We start from the raw sequence: 26,033 nt of genomic DNA, 5'->3' as shown, positions 1-26,033 counted from the left end.
AATAAAGTTAAATGAACAATATCTATAATATTTTTAACAGTTTTAAACCTTAAAAAACAATTATAGTCGATTTAAAAGTTCAGAGATAAGAATATCTATGATAAGATTAACTGTTAATTTTATTAATACAAAATTAATAATATTAACTATAGTTTATCTAATTCATCAAAATCTATTTCTGGCTTTATACCATCAGCCTCACGCTTGAAAATTTGATCCATTGAAGTAAACTGATTAAAGAAACCTGCATTTTTCAAGAAAAATTTATTGCCTTTAACACCGCCGGCATAATCTTTACGAAAATTGCCTCTCGCGGTTGCATCGGCTGTAAATTTAGCACTGTTTAATTCATGCCATTTACCCGTACCATCCATAATCCATTGATTTTGAAAATAGCCCATACGAGTAATATTACCGGTTGTGGTTGCAAAATTTTCAAGAAATGAATATAGATTAGTCAAATTAGTGGCTTTTTGAGGTCTTTTAAAACGTGCAATCAAAAACCATTTATTTTGGACTGGATCTTTAAAATAAGCCGTGTACTCGGTAGTCTTATCTTTAAAATCTGGCTTTACACCCAGTAAAAAGGCATAGCTTTGTTCGGTTTTCCATGGGAAAACCATATAGCTTTGTCCGCCCGAACCTTCATTCCCAAATTCACCAGTTTTTACTGTTGCACCCTTTTTTAACAAGACAATTTTCATGCTATCAGGAATACTTTTGGGATCATCAGTAACAAAGGGACTCCAAACAGAAAACAATATTCTTCTCTCAGTAGGAGAATTCACCTGCATACCAAAATAGCCTTCTCCAAAACCATTAGCCATATAATATGATCCAATTATATCATTTTTAGCAGGAACTTTAATTTCATTATAAAACCACTTAACATCACTCTTAATGATTGGTGGAATATCATATCGCAAATGAACTGATGGCCCTCTACGACCAAAATGAAAAGAGCTTCCATTTTTAACGTAAACCAAATCTTGATCAACTTTTTCGCCACTGATAATCAAGTCTGAAATTTCGGCAAATTGAGAATGAGTCTTTTTTAACCCTTGAATATCAATTTTTACGTGACCAGCAGCTTTAACTTCAATTTTTCCAATTGAAATTGTATCAAATATGGAGTTAGAGATTTCTTTATCAAAAATCTTAGATCCCGATTTAACTCTTATAAAACTTTTACCTTCTGGGACTCTTAGACGTAAAGAAATATTCAAAATTTGAGGGACGGATGCCCTGAAGTAAATATTAGTAATTGCCTGTAAATCAGTCCATTCAACGAGTCCCTTATCCTTTATCTTAGCTCCTGTACCTACATAGGCATTACCACCTAAAGGAATAATTGATTTAAATGTTTGTGCAGAAACACTTAGGCTAACGAGAACCAAGAAGGAGAACAATAATTGTCTTTTATTCATTTGTAATTATTTAAAAAATTAAAACATACCAACTTCAGCAATTGCCGCAAATTGTTGATTATCCCATGCGGATTTAGAAATTACTTTAAAGTACCGCATTGTTAGCACAGTTTCGAAAGTAAAATATTGATTACCATTAGATTTAGCTGCCAAATAAGTCTTTACCGAATTAAAGTTTATTCCATCACTACTAACTAATAATTCAAAGTCTTTAATAGCTCTTGAGAGTCCGCTACGTTGAGTTAATGTAAAGCCTTTAGCAGATTCCATTTTGCCCATATCAATAACAAATTGATGCGGATAGGAGCTAGCAGCACTAGACCATTTAGAATGCCAATAGGTTGCTGCATTAGCATCAATTAATGTATTTGCTCTACCATTTATACTACCCTCTCCAGATAATTCTTCAGAACTAAATGAATTAATTTTCCAAGCCAACTTACTAAGTTCTTGCTTAGTACTAAAATCAAGCACAGGAATACCCGTTACAAATTTATAATTATAACTAGTTTCTGTTACCCGTCCATTGTCATGCACCAATTTTACCCTTAGCTCATAATTTATACCATCAGCTTTATCAATAAAATCAGACAATGGAAAATCTATTTTAAACTCATTATTGCCTATTGGTATGGAAGTCCAAGTAATTGCATTATAATCATTATTTCCGCCTGCATTAATATCTGAAACAGTTTCAGGATCATTAAAATAGAGTATGTGATTTACAGGTGCGATTGAATTAAATTTACCACTCACATTAATTGATGCACTCGCTGAATTATAGCTTGCATCAATGGACGTAATACCAGCATCCACAGAGCTGTAATAAGTTTTACTATCCGAATTAAATATCTGATTTACGGAAAGAACAGCGCAATCAGCGGCAGTTAAAAATGTGGGAGATTTACCTAAAGTATAGTTTCCAGCACCCATTAAAGCTGTTCCTTTACTTGAAACCTCACTTTGCTTTGCGCGATTATGTGGAAGATTCAAACCATGTCCAAGCTCATGGAATAGTCCACCATACCACTTAGTAAATTCAAAATTATCAGTTCCAAAGTGCTTATAATCAAAGTTTGGAAAATCTAAAGCAAAACAACTTTTTCCAACACCAAAAAAAGGATTAACCCCATCTATTGGAAGTGTTGAATTAGAGTTAAGGTATAAAGCAGGTAAAATAATCAAAGTATGATCACTTGTCTTTTCGGATGGATTTGCAGCAAAATAATCATTGATTTCTTGAAGAACAGTATTGTAAGTTTCCTTCTTATAATTATCTCGGCTTAGCTTCCCTCTAATTGTTACAATTTTAACACGAGTATTGGCTTCATCCTTTAATAAACCAAAAGTTTTAGATCCAAAACCATTTAAACTCATTTGATCGGCAAAATACTTTTGTCCTGCCAACATTATCTCGGAGAGTCTTCGTTCGTAATCGGTATAGGGACTTAAATCTGCGGGAGCAAAATAAACGATATTTAGATTGCGTGATTGATTGCTAGAGAAAGAAATTGGCTTAACTGGTTCAGGTAGCTTTTGCTCAGGCTGTTTAAGATCTTTTTTACAAGCGGTTAGCAAGAAAATAACAATAACAAATAGAAAAATTCTTCTCATGCAATATATCCTCAATTAATTCAAATAAATGTTCTTTAAAACATTAAAAAAACCCAGCAAATAATCATTTGCTGGGTCGTTGTAATTTTTGGGATAGAATTATTATTTAACAGCAAAAACATCAATTTCAGACAAAAATGTATGATTCGTGCCTACTCTTTGAGTTTCTAATGCAGTAAGTTTTAAATAACGATATGCTACTTCCGATGATACTGGGAAATTTTGAAGATCATTTGAAATAGCAAAATTAAACTCACCAAAAGAGGTAAAAGTTGTGCCATCAGTACTAGCTTCAAGTTTAAATTTCTTCATACCTGCAGCATTGGGTGTTGCTGCATAACGATTAGTGATACCAACCGATATCATTTTAACAGCCGTTTTCATGTCAATTAATACCCAATGCGGATAAGGAGTTACAACCGAATAATCAGTATGCCAATAAGTCAATCTATCCCCATCCAATAATTTTTGAGGCGAACCATTTGTGCCCTCCTGTGTAGAAAAGCTAGATGCGGTAATTGTCCATGCTTTTTTATCAGCAGTAATTGCAGTTGATTCATCTTTAAAAAGTACTGCATCATTCTTATCACAAGCCGAAATTGCTAACAAAGCAAAGGCTAGTATCATGTAAGTTATTTTTTTCATTTTTTCTTTATTTAAAGGTCTGTATTAAAATTTTCAATACAGACCGTGATAAATATTAAGGATTTTGAACTAGTTTAGGGTTTTTGTCGATTTCAGTTTGCGGAATAAATGCCACTACTTTACTATCTCCAGGATCAACAGTTTGATTTGTTGAAGTTCCAGTTCCAGGATAATTTCTAACAATAGGTCTGTTGTTACGGAACAAATCGTAAGCACGATGGCCCTCAAATGCTAATTCTAAAGCACGCTCATCAAGAACCGCATCGAGTACTGTTTTACCCGCATTTGCAAGTCCGGTAAGCGTAAGTGATGGAATACCAGCTCTTGTACGAATACGATTTACGTCATCAAGTGCTGCCTGATCATTTCCTGGAATCTTAGCATTTGCTTCCGCTCTAATTAAGAACATCTCTGCTAATCTTAGATATACTGGAGAACTCAAGTTTACAATACCTTCCTGAAGATTATATTTATTGATATAATACATCGGTACATTTGGCGTAATCTTATTATTTACTTTAACAACACCATTTTCCATTAACGGACTTAAAAATTTCAATCTTACATCCTGTGGATTTTGCATGTAGGTATCGAAAATTTTCTTTGAAGCGTATAATTCACCCCAACCACTAGCTGCCTGATTTAATGGATTACCACTTGCATCGCCACTGAAATACATAGAACCAATAGCGCTATAGCCTCTATCCTCAGTTTTAATGTGTCTGATACAGAAAATGGTTTCCTTATTAGCATCAGGACTACTTCTGAAATAATTCGGTAATTCTGAAGTAGTTAATAAACTATAGCGACCAGAATTAATAACCTTATTTGCATATACTATTGCATTAGCATTATCGCCTGAGTACAGATAAACACGAGCTAAAAGAGCTTCAGCAACTTGCTTTGATGCAAAAGAATTACTCTTATTCTGAGTCATGAAATCAGCTGCCTTTAATAAATCAGCAATCACGAAATCATAAACCTGCTTAACAGTACTTCTTGGTAATACTAATTTCTCAGCATCAGTTAAACCATCCTTTAAAATAGGCACACCTAAATTAACTTCAGGGCTTTGAGGGTAAGGTCTACCAAAAATTCGAACCAAATTAAAATGAAGCATGGCTCTAATGTAAAGGTTCTCACCTTTCAATTGTTTAGCATCAGCTGCTGCTGCATCTGGAATTGCCTCAATAACACGGTTTGCAGCACCAACAGAACGGTATGCACTAGCCCAAAAACTAGCTGCGTGACTGGATGTTTTGATCGGTGTATATTTATAAATATTACTTAAATCATCCGATGAGTTTTGCCCTTGGGCAATTGCATCAGAAGGATACTCGGTGAAAAAATAACCGCTTCTAACATAAGCAGCATCTTTAAATAGAGCATATGTACCTATAGTTGCAGTTTCAATATCTGCTGCACTCGTAAGCGCAGAACTCTCATCAATTGCCGTTGATGGTTCAAATGATTTCTCACAAGCTACATTGGCCAGGACTAACATTCCTGCCATAAGAGCTGTTGTTACATGTTTTATTTTCATCAGATTATAATTAATTGTTTGATTGATAAATTTTGTATTTATTCATCTATTTAAATTAAAAGCTCATGTTGAAACCGAACACAACTTTCTTACTAATTGGATATTTAATGGAAGAAACACCATCACCTAAAACTACTTCAGGATCTGTTCCTGAGAATCTAGTGGCAGTCCAAAGGTTATCTCCACTCACAAATAATCTCGCTCTTGAAATTTTAGCTCTGCCCAAAATTTGCTTAGGCAAATCGTAACCTAAAGTTACGTTTCTTAAACGGATATAACTACCATCCTCTAAAAATCTGGTTGAGGTTGCGTTTGAATTATCTGCTCTACCATGAATAGGTTTTGGATGTGTGGCTAGATCACCTGGTTTTTCCCAACGATTCCAACCCTCCGCCAAATTCATTTGGTTATAACTTTCGTATAATCCATCGCTATCAAAGAAAAAACGACTATCATTATACACCTTGTTTCCATAAACAAAGTTAAAGAAGGTATTTAAGCTGAAATTTTTGTACTCGAAATTATTGCTTATACCTCCAGCAAATTTAGGAGCAGATGATTGTCCAACATATTGTCTAGTAGCTGAATTATAATTACTAGTATAAGTTAAGTATTCTTTACCACCCGAATCTTTAACTCTGTTTTCCCATAATGGAGCTCCAGTTGCTGGATCTACCCCAGACCAAACTGGCATAAACCACTCATCCATATCGCGACCAACCGCAATTGGTTGTCTAGCTCCTGTACTTACCTCAGTACGTCCAGCATTAACTTCCAAAACTTTATTGCGGTTAAAGGCAATATTGAAATTAGTTTCCCACTTTAAGGTTTTTACTAAATTTCTGCTGTTTAAACTCAATTCAAGTCCACGGTTACGAACATTTCCCACATTCTCAAAAACACCACTATAACCAGAAGTTGCAGGAAGTGGTCTGAAGAACAATAAAGAAGCTGCTTCTTTTTGATATAAATCAACGTTTAAATCGATTCGATTAAAGAATCCAACCTCAAAACCTATGTTGGCAGATTTAGACTTTTCCCAAGTTAAATCAGGGTTAGCCTTTTGGCTTGGAGCTGCCCCTGGTAAACCAGCATAACTAGCACTCGAAGAAATGGAATATAATCCTAATGCAGCATAATATCCAATACCTTCCGCATTACCCGTTGTACCATAACTACCACGAACTTTCAAGAAAGTAATAGGCTTTACATTTTCCATGAAGCTTTCCTTACTCACAATCCAAGATGCACCTAACTGATAGAAATTTCCTCTTGGGTTATTTGTACCGAATCTTGAAGAATATTCATTAACATAAGATGCTACGGCAAAGTATTTTTCTCTAAATCCATAATCTACCTGACCCAAGTATTTACTAAATTGATAACCATCTCTACCACCTGAAGGATTGGTAACAATATCAGTTGCAGTACTAAATGCATCTCTTCCAGCAGGAAGATTTTTTACATTAGCAGAAAAATTATCATTATAACCCTCTTCAACTTCAGCAACGCCCAATACTCCAACACTATGATTACCAAAAGTGTTTGAATAACGTAAACGATTTGACGTTAAAAATGAATTCGAGTAAGAGGTTGAAGCACTAGCAGTTCCATTATTAGTAGCTCCACTTTTTGATCTTTTATCATTAAAACTATCTGATCTAAAATTATTTAATCTTCCTCTGTTGTTGGTTGAGAAAGTTAAATTTTTAGTGATATTATAATCAAGGTTAATATCCAAGTTTACGTTAAAGCTTCTTGCACCAGATGTATTATATTGAAGTGTATGCAAAAAGTTATCTCTATCTCTACCATACCAAGTACCAAAACGGGGATCTATCGGACTTCCATCTGCGTTATAAGCCGCATCAAAAGGAAGATTTACATATGCATTGTACAAAGTACCTGTCGGATTATAAGTGTCCTTGTTAAAAATACCATTCAATAAAACTCCTAACTTCACTTTATCACTTAACTTTTGGGTTAAGTTAGAACGGAAGTTATAACCGGTTTTACTATCTACAATTTGAGTACCTTCTTCTTTATAAAAGTTACCAGACACGTAAAACTGTGTTTTTTCACTACCACCAGAAGCAGAAAGCTGATGACTATTCACCATTCCTTGACGGAAAGCTAAATCCCACCAGTCAGTATCATTGTTTTTACGCTCAGGAGTTAAACCAGAATAAAACTTAGATTGATAATCATAAAGTTCGGCAGTATTCATAAGTTTAAACTTACCTGTATTAGGATTACTTAAACCAACACTACTGTTGAAATCCATTTTAGTTACTCCGGCTTTTCCAGTTTTTGTAGTAATAATAATTACACCGTTAGCTGCTCTTGAACCATACAATCCAGTTGCAGCAGCATCCTTCAAAATAGTGATATTCTCAATATCAGTGGGATTATAAGTACCACCAATATTTCCGTCAACTACAACTAATGGACTAGTACTAGCATTGATACTACCAGCACCTCTAATAACAATACTTGAACCAGAAGTTGGTGAACCAGAACCTGTTGATACTAATACCCCTGCAGCTTTACCTTGTAGTAAGCTAGAAACTTCGTTCGATGTAACATCCCTTAATTTTTCACCACTTACTACAGAAACCGAACTGGAAATCTGTTCTAGTTTTTTAGATGAATAACCTACCACAACTACCTCACCTAATCCTGTGGAACTAGATTTCATGGTGATGTCAATCTGATTAGCATTACCAACCACCCTCTCAATTGTCTCATAACCGATATAGGTAATTTGAAGTACATCCGTTGAGGATGCCATAATCTTGAATTTACCATCAAGATCTGTAGTGGTTCCTATATTGGTATTTTTGATTTTAATCGAAACCCCAATAAGGCTTTCTTTTGATTCGTCTCTAACCGTACCAGTAATCTGGCGGCTAGCTTGTGCGAACACATCAGCGCTATTCAAAAATAGCAATGATAGTAGCAGAATCAGTTTAAATACTCCAAGCATTCTTACCGAAGAAAGAATTTTACTTTGAAAAGTACTTTTAAAGACATTTTTTGTGTAAATCTTCATCATAATTTGTCTGTTTAGTGAATTAAGATAACCAATACCCTATTGAGAAATCAATTACATGAATCTACTTTAGTTAAAACGAGACAAAGAATTTTTTTTACACAATTATTACACAAACGTTTGATTAGAGTTTAAAGCAATAAAATAATATGAAATAATCATATTTTCTACATACAAATATTGTCTAAAAAATAAATGACCTTCAAAGAACTTTAAAACGATTTGAATTTTCAGCCGTATATTTTTTGAAACTCCATTTTTTTAAAATATTATGATTTGTAACTTGGGAATAAAAATATTTTAATTTAAATAAAGTGCGGTTAAATTAGAATGAACCTGAATTCAGGACTTAGTAATAAATTGTTTTACGCAAACGTTTGCAATTTTATTTAAATTAATAAAAAAAGGCCCCTGAATAATTCAAGGGCCTAGATATTTCAAATTTTATTATAGTCTAAAGTCCGCTATCATCTAATGCAAACACATTTTTACGCGACTTCCATTTACCTCTTGTAAAATCAGGGAATTCCTGCGGTTTATTTCCTTCTTCCAACGATTTTGTTGAAAGTGGTAAGATAACACTCATGGTAACTGAATCATAAACATCAATTGGTGGCGTTTTCTTTTGTTTGATTGCCTCAATAAATCCATTGAATACAAACCAATCCATACCACCATGACCAGCACCTAATGCTTCTTTTTCGTATTTTTTCCAAAGTGGGTGATCGTATTTATCTAACCAAATTTTAGCCTCATCCCAAGCATGTGGCTTGCTTACTCCTTCAACATGAATGGATTTATTTACATCCATCCATAAACCTTTGGTTCCTTGGACTCTAAAACCTAATGAATAAGGTCTTGGTAAATGAGTATCGTGCGTAAGCATAACTGTTTCACCATTAGCACAATTCATCATGGTTTGAGTAACGTCCCCATTTTTATAGTTAATTTTTGCATTGGGATGTCCTGGAGATTCCTTTTCTACATAAGCTGCTAATCCTCTAGCCTTCGAGCTGAAAGAAACTAGATTTGTGAAACGATTACCACGATTGATATCAAAATACTGCATCACCGGTCCCGCGCCATGAGTAGGGTATAAATCGCCATCCTGATCAATATTAAATTGTGTACGCCATTGCGCTTCACTCAAAGCATTGGGCCCAAACTCTACACCACCACCATAAATTTGCTTTCCATTATTAAAAAGCACATTTCTAAGGTCATGTTGATATCCTCCTTCAGCATGAAGCATCTCACCAAACACATTCTGACGAACCATATTTAAAACAGCCATCACATCTCTTCTATAACATACATTTTCGAGCGTGCTATAATGCATACCGGTTTTCTCAGAAGTGTTAACAACATCCCAATGTTCTTTGACACTCAAACCTGCAATTACTTCACAACCAACATGTTTACCAGCAAGCATTGAATTTACCGCTTGACTATGATGATATTGCCAAGGTGTGGCAATAATTACTGCATCAATATCCTTATGTTCCAAAAGGCGCTTGTAAGCATCAAGTCCGCCAGTATATTCTTTTGCAGCCGGTCTACCCGATTTGGCAATTTCGGTTCTACAAATATTTAAAGAACGCTCCTGAATATCACAAATTGCAACAATTTCTGTATCGTCTCTTAAAATTGCTTCTGAAATATGACTCATACCTCGAGCTCCAACTCCAATAAATCCTAACCTAACCTTAGCTCCAGATTTAGCAAATAAAGTGCCTGAAGGCAATATTGTAAATCCCGCAGCAGCGATAGCCCCTGTTTTAATAAAATCTTTTCTATTCATGAACTTATTTATTATGTATTTAATATTCGAATTTAACGCCTATTTTAATTTTAAATGAAAGTAATTATATATTTTACCACAGCTGCTAATTTGTTTATTTAAAATGTACACAAACGTTTGATTTTATTAATCAAAGTCTATTATTTTGTTTAAGCCTTGAAATTTAAGTATTTTAGTGTTTTACCTCAAGATATGCAATCCAAACCGCCAACCATCAAAGAAATAGCACGTTTGCTAAAATTATCTATTTCTACGGTGTCGCGAGCATTGCATGATCATAGAAGTATTGGTATCGCAACCAAACAAAAAGTTAAAAGTTTGGCGGCCGAATTGAACTATGAACCAAATCAAACGGCCATTTTCCTCCAACAAGGTAAAACAAAAACCATAGGAGTAATTCTTCCAGAGCTAGCTGAAGACTTTTTCTCAACTGCCGTTAATGCTATTGAAGATATTGCCTACGAACAAAATTATACTGTTCTTTTAGCTCAATCTCATGATGATGAGGAAAGAGAAAAACAACTAGTCGAAAAAATGAAAAACCACCGTGTTGACGGACTCCTAATATCGGTGGCAAAAAATACAAGCTCTTATGAACATTTTGAGCAATTAAAAAAATACAATATTCCAATAGTGTTTTTTGATCGAATTCCTTGTTTAAAAAATATTCATTTTGTTGCCTGCAATATGGAAACTGGAACCATTCAGGCATTAAACTACTTAATTAAAAAGGGACATCGTGCCATCGGTTTAATTAACGGCCCAATAAACTTGTATGCAAGTACCGAACGTAGAGATGGCTATATCAACGCTCTTCTCAAAAATCGACTCAAATTCGATCCATCTTTAGTAATTAATTGCGATTTAACTAAAAAAGAGGTTGAATTGGCAATGGATAAGCTTCTAAAAAACAGGAGGAAAGTAACTGCCGTTGTAACATTTAACGACTATGTAGCTTTATATGCCATTAATTATTTACGCCATAATAATGTGAAATCAGCAAATGAAATCGTATTTGTAAGTTACTCAAACTTGCCACTCATCCAATATATGCATCACGTTCCCGCTGCCTCTGTTGAACAATACCCCTATAAACAAGGCCAAAAGGCAACCGAAATTCTGCTAGATATCCTTAAACAAAAGGATGAAGATAAACCGGAAAATGAAGCCTTTTATAAAGTTATAATTGAATCTAACTTAATCGAAAATCTAAAATAAAAGCAATCATTTTAAACATATATATGATTAAAACAATACTCCTACGGATTGTTTTAATCAAAAAAAGAATAATTCCTCAGTTATTCTGATTAAAACGATAAGAACCAAATAAATTAATTTGAAATTGATGTTCAATGCTTTATTGATTAAAAATTAACTTTCATTTTTCATACTCAAGCGATTAAAATTATCATTTTAAGTAATTATTGTCGAATATTATTAATAATATTGTTATGATATTATTAATTTTATATCGATAAAAAACAAAAAATTTTATTTTATAGGATAAAAAGCATCTCCAGAATGAAAATCTATCCAATGAATTGAAGATTTTAAAAGAAGATTTTAAAAAACCAAAAACCAAATTTTAAAATGATTAACAAAACAAAAAAGCTGGTCCTTACTTTGATGTTATCAATTGGGATCTTCAGTACTCATTTGTTTGCTCAAACTACCATTCGAGGAACGGTAAAATCGGGCACAACAAGCCAAAAAATCGACGGGGCAACCGTTACGATTAAAGGCACAAAAAATGCTACACAAACCAATAATGGTGGCCAATTTAACATCAATGCAAAAGTTGGTGATCAATTATTGATCAGTTTCTTAGGCTATGAAACAGAAACAATTACTGTAGAAAATAGTTCAGCCGAATTAAGTGTCCTTCTTTTTGAAGTATCAAACACCTTAGATGATGTGATTGTTGTAGGTTATGGTACACAAAGTAAATTGAGTTTAACGAGTGCCGTTTCTCAAATTAAGGGTGCAGACTTAGTTCGCAGACCCGTTTCTAATTTACAGCAAGCGCTTCAGGGCCAAGCACCGGGACTTACGGTATTAGATAGAGGTGGTGAGCCTGGTAGAAGTTCAGCAACCTTAAGAGTAAGGGGAATCACCACTTTCTCTGGAAATAGTTCTGCAAATAGTTCTCCTTTGATTATTATCGATGGAGTTGAACAAACTCTATTTAATATTAACCCTGAAGATGTAGAAACAATTTCTGTTTTAAAAGATGCATCTTCTACTGCAATTTATGGATCTAGAGCTGCGAATGGTGTTATTTTAGTTACCACTAAGAGAGGTCAGTCAGGTAAAACACAAATTGCATACAATGGTTTCTACGCCATTCAAGAATCAACTAACAATCCAGAAAATATGGATTTAGAGCCATTTATGCGCTATCAACAGTTAGCACATGTAAATTCAGGTATTCCTATCGCAGCACGTTATACTGATGCAAGTATTAGCACCTGGATTAATTCAACTGATAGAGATCGTTATCCTCTACCAAATACCTGGTTTCAAACGGTTTTAAAAGCAGCTCCTCAGCAAAGTCATAACTTCTCCTTTAGCGGTGGTAATGATTTTTCGAAAACTAGAGTAAGTTTACGCTATATGGATCAAGACGGTATTGCTCCGAACCATAGCGCCAAAATTCGTGAAATTAGAATGAGTAACGATCTTTCACTTACTTCTAAATTAAAGTTTAGCACAGATATTAACTTACGTAATAATATCTCTAACAGGCCATTTGCTTCAGATATCTTCAATAGATTTTTCCATGGAACATTATTTGCTGCACCAAAGTACGCAGACGGAACCTATGGTTTAAGTCCGCAAGGTTTTAACCCTCTATTATTAGCAGAGCAATCTGGATTTAACAAAATCACAACCAACTATTTATACACTTCCGGAAAACTTGATTATACAATTCTTCCAGACTTAGTATTTAGTGCTCAAGCTGCTGCAGTAATTGATGAAGCAGGAACTACCTCATTTCAAAACAATGTTTTAAATGTGGATCTAATCAATAATAGAACATATGCTGTTGCAAATAATTCACTTACAGAATCGAGAAGTAAATCGACTGAAATCACAACAAACTATCTTTTAAATTATAGCAAGAAAATAAAATTGCATGAATTTAAGGGATTATTAGGCTATTCTGAATTATATAACAAAGGTAATGGCATAAGTGCATACAGAGAGCGTTTTTACAATAATGAAATACAGTCTATTGGTCAAGGAGCTAATGATGCAACCAAAAACAATAGCGGCTCAAATTATCAATACGGTCTCCGTTCTGGATTCTTAAGATTAAATTATGCATTTGATAGCAAATATCTATTAGAAGCAAATGGACGCTATGATGGTTCTTCTAGATTCACAGGCGATAATCAATATAGCTTTTTCCCTTCATTCTCTGCAGCTTGGAGAATTTCAAGAGAGAAGTTCTTTGAAGGTTTAAATCTTCCAGTAGACGATTTAAAGTTCCGTGGTTCTTGGGGTCATTCAGGAAATCAAACAGTTCCTTTGTATAGCTATTTTGCATCACTTTCTCAAGGTTCTTATACCTTTGGAGGAACTGCTGCTCAAACTTTCTCACAAACATCACTTGCCGATCCTAACATCACTTGGGAAACAAATATCCAGTCGGATTTCGGTATTGACGCATCTATGTTCAATAATAAACTCTCGTTCTCAGTAGATTATTATAAGAAAAGAACAGAAGGTATCTTATTGGCCTTACCTCTTCCAGTTGTTACCGGATTCTCTAGCTCTACACAAAATGCTGGAATTATGGAAAACAAAGGTTGGGAGTTTACATTGGGTTATAGAAATAACAATAATAAATTGCAATATTCATTTAATGCTAACTTAGCAATTAATAATAATGAAGTATTAGACCTTAAAGGTGCTGGTCCGTTTATTAGTGGTTCTGATCTTGATCCAAGAAATATTGTAAAAGTAGGACTACCATTTAATGCGCATTGGGGTTATAAAACAGATGGGTACTTTAAAGATGCTGCAGATATTGCTGCTAACCCTACAATTTTACCAAATACCAAACCTGGTGATGTAAAATATATCGATTTAAATAAAGATGGTAAAATCAATTCGGATGATTGGACTGTGATTGGAAATCCATTTCCAAAATATACTTTCGGTATGACCAGTGAGTTTAATTACGGTGCTTTCTCATTAAATATACTATTACAAGGTGCTGCTGAAGTTGATACTAGACTTTCTGGAGCTCTTTCAGAACTTGGTATTTTTGAAGGCTTTACTCATAAAATTGTAACAGATAATTTCTGGACACCTGAAAGAACTAATGCCAAATTCCCACTACCAAGAAAGAATGATGATCGTAACGTTAGAACTAGCGATAGACAAATTATTGATGGTTCATACTTAAGATTAAAAAACGTACAACTACTTTATAATTTACCAAAAAATATTACCAAAAAAGTAGGAGTAAGTAATGCTAGAGTATTTGTATCGGGAACCAATTTATTAACTTTCTCAAAGTTAAATGAGTGGAATTTAGATCCGGAAGCAGAATCAGGTAGAGGTATTTACTATCCACAAACTAGCTTATATAGCCTAGGTTTAAACCTGAACTTTTAATCATTTAATTTAATTAATCATGAAAAAGAATATATTAAAACATACACTAATTGTTCTGGTTTTATTAAGCGGACTGTTACAATCTTGTCGCAAGGATATACTAGAAACAATTCCTGATGATAGAATTTCAGCAGCAGTTTTTTGGAAAACTGAAGCAGATGCAAGGTTTGCTGTAAATTCTGTTTATACCTCATTAGACGCAACAAATCTATTTGTGTTAGATGGTATTACTGATATTGGTCATACTAATACAGTGTTCACCGCCGAATATGCAATCGAAAATGGTTCCTATGATGCAACCCATTCGAGAGTGCAAGCAGAATGGCAAAGTGGATACCGTGGTATTTTCCTAGCAAATGATGTATTGGAAAATATTGGTAGAGTGCAGTCAACAAATACAGCATTAATAAACCAATTTAGAAGCGAGGCAAGAGCTCTTCGTGCCTATCACTACATTAAATTAATTGGTTTATATGGAGATGTTCCATTAATTACAAGCAATGTTACTCCAGCTGATGGAGCAAAAGTTAAGAGAGCAAAAGCTGCAGACGTTTTAGCTTTTATCGATAAAGAACTAACTGAAGCAGCAGCAGCCCTTCCAAATTCATATGGTGCGGCAGACAGAGGAAGAGTAACAAAAGGAGCAGCTCTAGCGCTTAAAGCTCGTGCGCATTTGCAAGCTGGAAACTTTAAATTAGCAGCCGATGCAGCAAAGGAAGTAATGGATTTAAATGTTTACGGACTCCTTTCAGAGTATGGTAAAATATTCACTTATGCTAATGAAAATAGTAAGGAAGTTATTCTAGACAAACAGTTCCTTGCCGGAACAGCAACTCATAATGCTTTCGCTTTTATGGGCCCTAATAGTCAGAAGGCTAGTGCCAGCAATTATGTGCCTACTAAAGCTTTAATTGATCAATTTACCATGAAAAATGGTAAGTTAATTACAGATCCAACCTCTGGTTTTGATCCAACTAAACCTTATGATAATAGAGACCCACGATTAAGATTCTCATTTTATGTGGATGGAGACGCTTTACCAGGTGGAGGTTTTTACAGACCAGTACCAGGACAAAATGGTGCCGATGAAGTAGGTAAAACTCAACAAAATACTTCTACAGGATTCAACCTGAAAAAATATGTTTCTGCAGAAGATTTCGCTACACATAATGCATCTCACTTAAACTTTATCCTACTTCGTTATGCAGAAGTTCTTTTAACTTATGCAGAAGCTAAAATTGAACTTAACCAAATTGATGCTTCAGTTTATAAAGCAATCAATGACGTTAGAACTCGTACTGATGTTGGTTTACCTGCATTAGCAGATATGACTCAAGATCAATTAAGAGAAGCCGTAAGAAGAGAAAGAACTGTTGAACTTGCATTTGAAGGTCATAGATTATTTGATATCAGAAGATGGAAAACAGCAGCTCAAGTAATGCCTGGTAAAGTATTTGGCTTAACTTATTATTCTGGTGGAAATCCAGTTACAATAGAGCTTCCAAGTGTGGTGAAAACATTTGATGCTTCAAAACATTATTTATGGCCTGTGCCACAAAGAGAAAAATTATTAAACCCAGATCTTGGACAAAATCCAAATTGGTGATAATTTTTAACTAAGGTTCTAAAATGAGCAAAAAAAGCAGCGAGAATATTCTTGCTGCTTTTTTTTGCACTTTAAAATTTTCAATAAGCACCTTGAAAAAAATTCTACAAATAGTAGTATTCGTATGACCTCGCTATGGATTAGTAAATCGTGAGTAATTTTCAAACTTCTATAAAAATTTCTTAAGCAAAGGTTTATGAAACAATCTGAACAGAAACCGTTTGCAAATGTTCTAGATAGAGAAAATTCTAGGCGTTATTATGAGAATATTGAAAAATGATAAAGAAAAATAGAATTAATCAAACAATGTAAACTATTTAAGGATTAGACAAATTCAGTTAAGACAATACTCTTTGAAGAGAACCATGCCAAGATTAATAAAAATGTGATTATAGCACAGGTTTATTTCCATACAAATCCACTTAATCTAAAATAACGCAACACCTTATTTGTCACTTTTAAAACACTACGAGTAATTTTATTCCTAATTTTTGAGAATGAATTTTCAGGAGTGCTTATTTGTACAAATGAGGGTGTGCCTGTTCTCTCATGAAAAGGTTCTTTTATTGATCTTTTTTCAACTACAAGTATGCTGTCGTAGTAATGAATTGAAAAAACTGATTTAGTAAACTCATCCACTTTTAGATTTTTTTGCTCAGAATGATAAGCATTAAGCGAATCAATAAAGTTTTTACTATACTCAATAAAAGTTCCTTTTCTCTTATTTCCTCCGCCAAACTCTAGCCAATAAGATGTATGTAAATCTTCACATAAATAAACACCATCTTCTTTTACATAATCAAATAATTCTTCATAACTAACTATTTGCTGAACCATAGTATGTCCTCCATCGTCAATCAGAATATCAATTGGCGGTATTTGCGCCTTTACTTCTCTTAAAAAATTCCTATCAGACTGAGAACCGATAAATATCTTGATGTTTTCCTCCTCAAATTCTTTGCATTGTGGGTTAATATCAATACCATATATTTTAGCTCTAGCTCCGAAGTAATCTTTCCACATTTGAAGACTCCCCCCGTGTGATACACCAATTTCAAGAATTACAATGTCTTTATTTCTATACTTACTAAAATGACGATCATAGACCTCAAAATAATGATTCCATTTGTGGATAAGTCTTTTATCATTTAATCTAAAATAGTTTTCTAAATCATTCATACTATTGTTTTTCTAAATATTTGATGGGGCAGTTCGTCTAAAAATAAATTAATTTTCAGGCAATACAAAACTGGTTAAATATAAGCGATTTGACAGAATAAGAATGTAGGTATTTTATTTATCCAATTGCGACAAAGAGAAGCAGGCAAAGCAGCTTAGTTTGCCTTATTTGTCTTATTTCCGCTTGAATTTAGAATAGCGTTTAGCGATTAATAAATGAAAAGGTTTTATTGCTCTCTAAAAATATATTAACAAAAAGCATGAAATTACATGTAAAATTCAAGATTGAGAGGAATCTTGGAGTGAGTCTATTGCTTTTAAAAAAATAAAGCAATGGAAGGATTAAATTGGAAACGGTAAACCTATTTCAGGATAAGAAAATTAAAAGTCAAACAAGTGGTCGCGACAGGAATCCCGGCAGACAGGCAAGGAAGCCACATCTAATTTTAGGAAAATCTATTCTTAAATATGATTATCAATGTATTAAAAATTTAATGCAGTAAAATATTTCTATGGTTTGTGTTGCCCAGAGCAGAGTTTTACCGCTTGCTTCTTTCAGAAAAGGAACAGCTTGAATTTGCTTTAGACGTTTCAGGAGTATAAACCTAACAGCAGCAACGCTGCTGTTAGGAATTATTGAATCGTGTTTTCGTGTTTTTGTTAAACTCGTTATAGAATGAGTTCGTTTATCGCACGATAGTGATGAAACCTTTATAATTAGGTAAACCCGCACCAACATCAAAAATATAGTAATAAGTGCCTTCTGGCAACGGCGAACCGTTAAGCGATCCCTCCCAATCGTTATTATAATTCACTTTACTATAAATTATATGTCCGGATCTGTCGAAAATGATCAATTTATTAGTTGGGAATAAAGTAATATTCCTGATTACAAATTCATCGTTTATACCATCCCCGTTAGGCGTGAGAATGTTTGTGGCATCTATTTCAGTAAGAGCCACCTTGAGTGTTTGCGACACATCCGTTGCTGCGTTATAATCGGCATTTCCGGCCTGACTGGCGGTAATGGTGCTGGTTCCTACTCCAATAATCGTTACTGTGTTTCCGCTGATGGTAGCTACTGCAGTATTGGAACTGGTATAGATTACAGCATTGCCTGATGCTCCACCGGTAGCCGTTAAACTGAATGTTGCATCGCCAACGGTTTTTGGTGCCAATGCCGAAAAGCTGATGGTTTGCGCAGCCTTAGCCACAGTAAGTGTTTGCGGCACATTGGCAGCTGCATTGTAATTCTCATTACCGGCCTGACTAGCAGTAATGGTAGTTGTTCCTGCTCCAATAATCGTTACTGTGCTTCCGCTGATGGTAGCTACTGTAGTATTGGAACTGATATATCTTACAGCATTGCCTGATGCTCCACCGGTAGCCGTTAAACTGAATGTCGCATCGCCAACGGTTTTTGGTGCCAATGCCGAAAAGCTGATGCTCTGCGCTGCTTTAGCCACTGTTAGTGTTTGCGACACATCGGTTGCTGCATTGTAATTTGCATTACCGGCCTGCGAGGCAATAATATCTGCACTGCCTACACCAACAAGGGTGACCGTGCTGCCTGAAATGGTAGCCACAGCTGTATTCGAACTAACATAAGTGATCGCATTGCCTGAACCTCCACCACTTGCGGTTAGATTAAATACCGCATCTCCGAAAATTTTACCAGCTAAAGCTGCAAAGCTGATACTCTGTGCTGCCTTAGCCACCGTTAGTGTTTGTGGCACATCGGTTGCTGCGTTATAATTGGCATTTCCGGCCTGACTAGCAGTAATGGTAGTTGTTCCTGCTCCAATAATCGTTACTGTGCTTCCGCTGATGGTAGCTACTGCCGTATTGGAACTGGTATAGCTTACAGCATTGCCTGATGCTCCACCAGTAGCCGTTAAACTATATGCCACATCACCAACGGTTTTTGATGGCAATGCCGAAAAGCTGATGGTTTGATCCCCTTTTAAACGGGTAACAGACACGGTGTATGTTTTAGTCGTAGTGCCATCAGGGGCAGTAACCAGTATGCTGATAGTATTGCTGCCCACAGAAAGCGTAATAGCTTCCGATGCGCTTCCACTGGTCACACTTGTTCCGTTGACAGTAACTGTTGCTGTGGCATCATCCACCGTCGGAGTTACTTTAATGGATTCTGTAACATGGCTTACAGTTGCCATGTAGCTGGTTATTCCTGCTGCAAAGGAGGGTGATATCGTTCCGCTGTTTAAAGCTAATAAAGATAAATTGGCATTATTAGATACAAGCACTGTTATCGTTCCTGTTGCACTTACAATACCGCAACCTCCTGTTAATGGAATACTGTAGTTAAAAGTACCTAATTCGGTTGGCGTACCACTAATCGTTATCGTGTTTGATGCCCAATCTGCAGTTACTCCTGCAGGTAATCCTATAGCAGTTCCAATTCCAGTAGCTCCAGTAGTTGTATGAGTAATTGGAGTCAATGCCGTATTAGTATATAAAGTTGGAGTTGTTGATGCTGCTCCTGCTGTAAGTGTTGGATTAACCGTAATGGTAAAAGTTTTTGAATCTCCAGTACAACTCACAGCTACGCCACTTGTAGAAGGTGTAACCGTTATAGTAGCTACAACAGGTGCATTGCTTGCATTTGTTGCAGTAAAGCTGGCAATATTACCTGTACCACTAGAGGCAAGGCCAATGGACTCTGTATTATTTGTCCAGCTATAAGTTGTACCTACTACAGAACCAGTAAATGTTACAAGGGTAGTAGAACTGTCATTACATACTTCCTGATTGGTAGGTTGTGTTACTTCAGGTGCTGAGGTAACTGTTATTGTTCCTGTTGCACTCACACTTCCATAACCTCCTGTTAATGGAATACTGTAACTAAACACCCCTGATTCTAAAGGTGTTCCACTGACGGTTATCGTATTTGATACCCAAGCTGCTGTTACACCTGCAGGTAAACCCGTTGTAGTTCCAATTCCTGTAGCTCCAGTTGTTTCATGAGTAATAGCCGTCAATGCCGTATTGATACAAACTGTTGGCGTAACTGAAGCTGCACTTGCTGTGTTTGCTGCGTTTGTTGCGTTGGTATCTACAGTAATTAATTGTGTTATGGAATTAGAACATCCTTCTGCGTTGGTTCCAACAAGAGTATAAAGGGTATTAGTTGTCGGAGATACTGTAATTGATGCAGTTGTAATTGCAGGATTAATGAAACCATAATATCCACCAGAGCTATTTTCTACCAATTGCCTATCCTTACTAGAAACAACTGAGTTAAAAATAAATAATTCAGTAAAGTCTGCATCTGAAAATTCACCTGAAGAACCCATTGAAATACCATTTGGACCCGCTAATCCACCACTATTAGAAGTTAACAAAGTGCCATTTTCATAGATTTCAGAGGTGTTTCCGTCGCTTGTTCCCGTATAAACATAAGCATCAGAATCTGAAGCACCGCCGCTGTAATTAACCCAGCCTTCATAATAAGCTACTCCTTTTGACCCTGCCCACCAACCAAGTAACCAGTTGTTATTAACGCCGTCTAACAAACGGTTTCTTGTTGTTCCTGTTTGTTTTGCAGTATAAATTACTGTATAAGGTGGTGTGAAATTAGTGTTATTATATAGCCTTTCATGTGTAGCTGCGGTTATTCTCAAGATTGGTTTTTCATTCAAACCATTTGCAACAAATAATGGCTGTAACGAACTATTTGCTTGTATCAAATCATTTCCATTACCTGATTGATCATATAATTTGGTGACATAACCATTAACGCCTCCTAAGAAGGTGGTAATGGAAGCTAAATCAAGATCAGATCCGAAAAACCCAAAATCTTGCTCAACATTATCTGTTGATCTTCTTAAACGGACTGCACTTCCAGTGTAGGAAGAAAGCAATTTACGTAAGCCAACGGCAAGTTTTGATTGAGCCGTAGAATCTAATGGAGTAGCTTGCGACCCTCCAATCGACCAAGAATACGTATTGGCTCCACTTGCTGTTAGGGTAGTAGAACTTCCAGCACTTATCGAAGTTGTACCTGAAATAGTTAGAGTTGGTAAAGGAGTAACCGATAAGGTAAATGTGCTTCCATCACTAACAGATCCATTCGCATTCTTAACAGTGATAGTTCCTGTATAAGTACCCGGATTTGTATTTGCAGGTACAGTAATATTAATTGGTGTGCCAGAGAGAGCATTGTCAGTTACTGCAACAAAACTGTTTGTCGGCATTCCATTCCAAGTAATACTGTAACTAACAGGTGATCCTGTCACACCACTATAATTCAATGTTGTTGTTTGACTTGAAGCAGTGGAACAGACCGCCCTTGCTGCATCTGATGTTGAAATAGTAGGTAACGGAGTTACCTCTAGATCGATAGTTGCCTTGTTTGAGCAACCGTTACTTATGACAGTATACGTCAATTTAGTTGTCCCTAAGGCTATTCCGCTAACTAAACCGGTATTAGATATTGTTGCAATACCAGTATCCGAAGAGCTCCAAGTACCCCCTGCAGTAGCATTGCTTAATTGAAGCGTCGATCCAAGACCAACAGCTGCAGAATTTAAACTAAGTACTGTGAATATATCTGTTCCGGTATTACTAAAGGTATGTATGGTATTTCCGCCTGATTGGGTAATAGTTCCACCGCTTGCAATAGGTCTGCCAGGATAAGTAATTGCTACAACACCTTGCCCTCCGGCACCGCCATAGCCATTGTAATTTCCACCGCCGCCGCCGCCGCCGCCATAATTAAAACCTGGTTGACCATTAGAACTTGTTGGATATTGAGGCGATCCATGACCTCCATTACCAGCCAAACCACCACCTAAACCTCCTAAGTTTATGATAGTATTAACACCATCTTCAAAATTTCCGGCTCCACCGCCTGCAGCTGAGTAACCATCTTGTTTTTGACCATCAAAACCTGGTTCTCGTACACCTGGATTCCTTCCGGCTCCACCGATTAAATTAATTGTACCGCCAGTAGCAATTCCACCTTCCATACCAAACCCGGCACCTTTACCTCCACCTCCAATAATATTAATCGAATTGAAAATCGCTTTTGAATCTTCGCCATTTCCTCCAGGAATACCACTCCATCCAATTCCACTGTTTCCACCTGAACCAACGGTGATATTAACTACATCGCCCGAAGCTAAGGATAAAGTTCTAATAGCAGCTCCACCGCCACCGCCAGAAGCACCCCAGTCGCCATTTGCACCGCCACCACCACCAATAGCTTGTACGGTAGCATTTACAGATGAGTTTCCTCCTAAAATAGGGGAAATGACCGCTACTGTACCTGAGGCACTAATAATTTTTGTTTCAGCATTAGTTGAAGAAACGGAAATATTTCCCGATACAGAACCTGATGCACCAACAGTTGTTCTAACATATACAGTTGTTGCTGCTAATGTTCCAGAAGCAGTAATGCTAACTGAAGATCCAAATCCTGTTCCTGGAGTTTTACTTACTTCAAACCCATCTGCTGCGCTAACCACCACATTATTTTTAAGATTTTTACCTGAAACAGTAAAAGACTGTTCCATTGATGAAGCCCCTGCACAAGCTGAAAAACCAGTTAAGGTAGCTACTGATGTAGTGATTATGGAACCACCATCCACCAGTATATCAATGGTATTGCCTATACTGTTCAATGTTAAAGTTGCATTATTGCCAGCTCCATCTTTAAGAGTGCCGCCGTTTAATGAAAGGTTATCAACAGTTATACCGTTAAGATCTACATCACCAAGAGCTACACTATATCTGAATATAAGCGTAGTACTGCCTGTTCCTGAAAGATATGTCGCATTTACCGTGCCCCCCGTCAGACCAATAGTGAGATTAGGTACACCTCCTCCGGTATTTACCAATACAGACTTGTCAAAATTAACCGTAAAATCAAGGTTTTGACCTAATATGTATGTGGCATTGGCCGGTACTAATACCGAGCTTACCACTGGACCAGTTTGGTCTATGCTATAAACTTGTCCAACGCTGAAGCCTGCCTGTATAGCATTACCTGCCAAATCCGTGATTCCCGTGCCGCTACTATTTAAATCAAGGCGCATCGTGCCATCGCCCGTTACGGTATTAACCGTTACCGTATAAACGCTGCCGCTAACTGCACTCACGCTGCTAATTGTGCCTCCAACCGTACCGGTAGTGCTTAAGCTAAAGTCACTGACATCCACGCCCGTTACGCTCTCGCTGAATGTGACTGTAAATTGGTCTGAGGATGCCCCATTGGGCGTACTGCCAACCCTGTTAATAGAAGAAACTAACGGCGCCGTTTTATCAATAGTGTACTTATCACCTGCAAAAGGCAGGGCCATAGTCATACCGGGTAATAAACCCGAACTATTGGCTAAATTTAAAGTGATCGTACCATCTCCGCTGCCTGTATTTACTGTTAAGATATAAGATGAGCCCGAACCGGTTATCGAGCTTACACTAGCACCGTTCAAACTCCCTGTTGTGGTCAATGAAAAGTTGCCAGTGGTTAAACCGGTGACCGATTGTCCGAAGGTAACCGTGTATGGTACCGTTGAAGCATTGTTTGGGCTACTGCCTGTTTTACTAATGGAGTTAATCCCCGACGTATTATTCGGATTTCCCGGCACCGTTGTGGTCAGGTATAGTTCGTTTCCTACCCCGCCGTTATACTCTACCGACATAGCCTGGTATGTTGTTCCAGAGGTTAAGCCTGTTATATTAACAGATGTACCCGTGCCGGTATACACACAATACCAGCCGGAACTTCCAATCTCTGTACCCGAACCAAAAACAGTACCAGCCGTGTACGTGGTATTGTTCACCGGTGAAGGCGAGCCGGATGCACCTGCCTGAATAAATACTGACCTTGCTCCGCCGTTGCCGTTTGTCCAGCTTATGGTTGCAGTTGTTGCAGTAATGTTTGAAAAGCTTACACTCGAAGCCTGTACACTTGGCGGCCCTGTAACCGTCATAGTCACACTATTGCTTGTTGCAGTTGACGTAGTTAAACAGGTAATGCTGCTTGTCATAATACAGGTGACCACATCATTATTAGCTAAAGTTTCATCTATATACGTAGCGCTATTGGTACCCACATTGATGCCATTTTTTTGCCATTGATAAGCCGGTGTGCCTCCATTGGTTGGCGTAGCGCTAAAAGTTACCGATGTACCAGAAGCGATGGTGGTAGCCGAAGCCGCTATGCTTACCGATGGGGTAACATTGCGCAATGTCATGTTTAAAGTATTGCTGTTCACCACCAGAGAAAACGAACAAGATGTAGGCAAAGCAGAAATAACACAATAAACAGCCGCCCCATCGCTAAGGTTACTTGCAACATAAGTAGCTGATGAAGAGTTTTGTACCGATACCCCATTTACAAACCATTGAAAGGTACGAGATAACCCGCCATTAGTAAAGGCAGCCGTAAAGGTTACTGGGTTACCCAAACAGGTTGTAGTACCGGTATCGGCTGTGATGCTAATAGTAGGGTTGGGTACACCCGAAATAAATGTCCAGCCGGTTGAATTGCTCACATTCTGACTGCTCGGCCCTGCCGTGAATGTTGCTCCTCCGGTAACATTGATATCTGTAGTACGGATATAATCAGTACAAATAGAACCACTGGCCATGGAAATCGTAGCCTGTGTACCTATACTGCTTGATTGCAGAAAAGCAGGCGAACCGCCTGTAGCACCGGTAATACTTAATGAATTTATGATAGTTTGGGTCTTGCCAGCTCCAAACGTGTAGATAGAACCTTCCGGTCCATTCAAGTTAAGCGTTCCAAAAGTGTTATTTTCGTTTAATGTTACGCTATTGCCAGATATGGTTGCAGTTCCTGCAATATTAATGTTACCATTTGCGATAAGCGTTCCTGCACAAATCAAATTATTGGTAATCGTAATAGGAGAATAAAAAGTTGTATTATTTCCCGGACACGTCAAATTACGAAAAGTATCCGAGTCAAGAATTCTGTTAAAGCCTGAAGGATCTGCAAAAACTACATCATTATAGATTTGGTTACCTCCCCCAAAATGAGCACCGCCGGGACTAGTTAAATTAATGGTTGATGTACCCGCAGAAAGTGTCATTCCACTAACGCCTCTAAATTCCCAAGGAACATTGCCATTTGAAAGATTTATAATAGAAGAACCTAGTGTCAGCGATTTAGTACCGCCACCACTGTAGGTGAAAACATCTGCCGTTACGGTCTGGTTATTGGTGTTAAAAGCTCCATTGTTAATCGAAACAGTACTGCTTACCGTCAAAGCATCCTGCAAGGCCCAGCCACCGCCTATACCATTTAAGGAAAGGTTGTGCATCGACTTTCCCGCTGTAGTTATCGTTTTACCAGTAGTCGTTGCTTCAAAACTCATGCTCAGGGTGTTGGCAGTGATCGTCATCCCAGGCACCAGCGTTAATGAACCATATACCTTTAATGTTTTGTTATTCCCATTAAAAGTAGGCATATTGGCTACACCAGTCCAATCTATATTATTACATACAGCCGTAGAAATATCCAGCGTTACCGTCTGACCCGATGCACTAAACGA

11 protein-coding genes are annotated in these 26,033 nt (G+C 36.8%); 3 read left to right on the top strand and 8 right to left on the bottom strand.

Annotation, left to right across the window (positions count from 1 at the left end; translation table 11 throughout):
• Window positions 1-146: 146 nt before the first annotated feature.
• The 6 genes from QZ136_RS11765 to QZ136_RS11740 all read right to left on the bottom strand — a co-directional run bounded on the left by QZ136_RS11765 (window position 147) and on the right by QZ136_RS11740 (window position 10,082).
• Window positions 147-1,427 carry a DUF3472 domain-containing protein gene (locus QZ136_RS11765; RefSeq protein WP_291403758.1) on the bottom strand — a complete coding sequence of 427 codons (1,281 nt, stop codon included), beginning with the start codon at window positions 1,425-1,427 and terminating at the stop codon, window positions 147-149.
• Between the two features lie 18 nt (window positions 1,428-1,445).
• On the bottom strand, window positions 1,446-3,041 hold the full coding sequence (locus QZ136_RS11760) for a discoidin domain-containing protein (protein WP_291403756.1): 1,596 nt from the start codon (window positions 3,039-3,041) through the stop codon (window positions 1,446-1,448).
• A 102-nt stretch (window positions 3,042-3,143) separates the two neighbouring features.
• Window positions 3,144-3,686, bottom strand: a complete 543-nt coding sequence (locus QZ136_RS11755) for a discoidin domain-containing protein (protein ID WP_291403755.1) — start codon at window positions 3,684-3,686, stop codon at window positions 3,144-3,146.
• Window positions 3,687-3,741: 55 nt separating this feature from the next.
• Entirely contained in the window at window positions 3,742-5,229 is a 1,488-nt protein-coding gene (locus QZ136_RS11750) for a RagB/SusD family nutrient uptake outer membrane protein (protein WP_291403753.1), read from the bottom strand.
• A gap of 55 nt (window positions 5,230-5,284) precedes the next feature.
• The gene (locus tag QZ136_RS11745) at window positions 5,285-8,284 is read right to left on the bottom strand and encodes a SusC/RagA family TonB-linked outer membrane protein (protein ID WP_291403751.1); all 3,000 of its coding nucleotides are present in this window, start codon (window positions 8,282-8,284) and stop codon (window positions 5,285-5,287) included.
• Window positions 8,285-8,735: 451 nt separating this feature from the next.
• Window positions 8,736-10,082, bottom strand: coding sequence for a Gfo/Idh/MocA family oxidoreductase (locus QZ136_RS11740; protein WP_291403749.1), 1,347 nt, complete (start codon window positions 10,080-10,082; stop codon window positions 8,736-8,738).
• 156 nt (window positions 10,083-10,238) lie between these two features.
• Here QZ136_RS11740 and QZ136_RS11735 point away from each other — a divergent pair, with 156 nt between their 5' ends.
• The 3 genes from QZ136_RS11735 to QZ136_RS11725 all read left to right on the top strand — a co-directional run bounded on the left by QZ136_RS11735 (window position 10,239) and on the right by QZ136_RS11725 (window position 16,314).
• Window positions 10,239-11,300 carry a LacI family DNA-binding transcriptional regulator gene (locus QZ136_RS11735; protein WP_291403747.1) on the top strand — a complete coding sequence of 354 codons (1,062 nt, stop codon included), beginning with the start codon at window positions 10,239-10,241 and terminating at the stop codon, window positions 11,298-11,300.
• 372 nt (window positions 11,301-11,672) lie between these two features.
• The gene (locus QZ136_RS11730; protein WP_291403746.1) at window positions 11,673-14,708 is read left to right on the top strand and encodes a TonB-dependent receptor; all 3,036 of its coding nucleotides are present in this window, start codon (window positions 11,673-11,675) and stop codon (window positions 14,706-14,708) included.
• Window positions 14,709-14,727: 19 nt separating this feature from the next.
• Window positions 14,728-16,314, top strand: a complete 1,587-nt coding sequence (locus QZ136_RS11725) for a RagB/SusD family nutrient uptake outer membrane protein (protein WP_291403744.1) — start codon at window positions 14,728-14,730, stop codon at window positions 16,312-16,314.
• Window positions 16,315-16,716: 402 nt separating this feature from the next.
• Here the strand turns inward: QZ136_RS11725 and QZ136_RS11720 are convergent, their stop codons facing one another.
• A complete protein-coding gene (locus tag QZ136_RS11720; protein WP_291403742.1) occupies window positions 16,717-17,493 on the bottom strand; it encodes a class I SAM-dependent methyltransferase in 777 nt (258 codons plus the stop codon).
• Between the two features lie 686 nt (window positions 17,494-18,179).
• Window positions 18,180-25,949, bottom strand: a complete 7,770-nt coding sequence (locus QZ136_RS11715; RefSeq protein ID WP_291403740.1) for a gliding motility-associated C-terminal domain-containing protein — start codon at window positions 25,947-25,949, stop codon at window positions 18,180-18,182.
• Window positions 25,950-26,033: the final 84 nt, after the last annotated feature.

The sequence above is a fragment of the Daejeonella sp. genome, from assembly GCF_017495225.1.
GTDB lineage: Bacteria > Bacteroidota > Bacteroidia > Sphingobacteriales > Sphingobacteriaceae > Daejeonella.
Note: the sequence above shows the minus strand (reverse complement) of the source record. Positions and strands in the feature narration are given on the sequence as shown.

What these genes read in the sequence shown, in the direction of transcription:
- QZ136_RS11765 (WP_291403758.1), bottom strand. Translation starts at nt 1,427, where the DNA reads ATGAATAAAAGACAATTATTGTTCTCCTTCTTGGTTCTCGTTAGCCTA.
- QZ136_RS11760 (WP_291403756.1), bottom strand. Translation starts at nt 3,041, where the DNA reads ATGAGAAGAATTTTTCTATTTGTTATTGTTATTTTCTTGCTAACCGCT.
- QZ136_RS11755 (WP_291403755.1), bottom strand. Translation starts at nt 3,686, where the DNA reads ATGAAAAAAATAACTTACATGATACTAGCCTTTGCTTTGTTAGCAATT.
- QZ136_RS11750 (WP_291403753.1), bottom strand. Translation starts at nt 5,229, where the DNA reads ATGAAAATAAAACATGTAACAACAGCTCTTATGGCAGGAATGTTAGTC.
- QZ136_RS11745 (WP_291403751.1), bottom strand. Translation starts at nt 8,284, where the DNA reads ATGATGAAGATTTACACAAAAAATGTCTTTAAAAGTACTTTTCAAAGT.
- QZ136_RS11740 (WP_291403749.1), bottom strand. Translation starts at nt 10,082, where the DNA reads ATGAATAGAAAAGATTTTATTAAAACAGGGGCTATCGCTGCTGCGGGA.
- QZ136_RS11730 (WP_291403746.1), top strand. Translation starts at nt 11,673, where the DNA reads ATGATTAACAAAACAAAAAAGCTGGTCCTTACTTTGATGTTATCAATT.
- QZ136_RS11725 (WP_291403744.1), top strand. Translation starts at nt 14,728, where the DNA reads ATGAAAAAGAATATATTAAAACATACACTAATTGTTCTGGTTTTATTA.
- QZ136_RS11720 (WP_291403742.1), bottom strand. Translation starts at nt 17,493, where the DNA reads ATGAATGATTTAGAAAACTATTTTAGATTAAATGATAAAAGACTTATC.
- QZ136_RS11715 (WP_291403740.1), bottom strand. Translation starts at nt 25,949, where the DNA reads ATGCCTACTTTTAATGGGAATAACAAAACATTAAAGGTATATGGTTCA.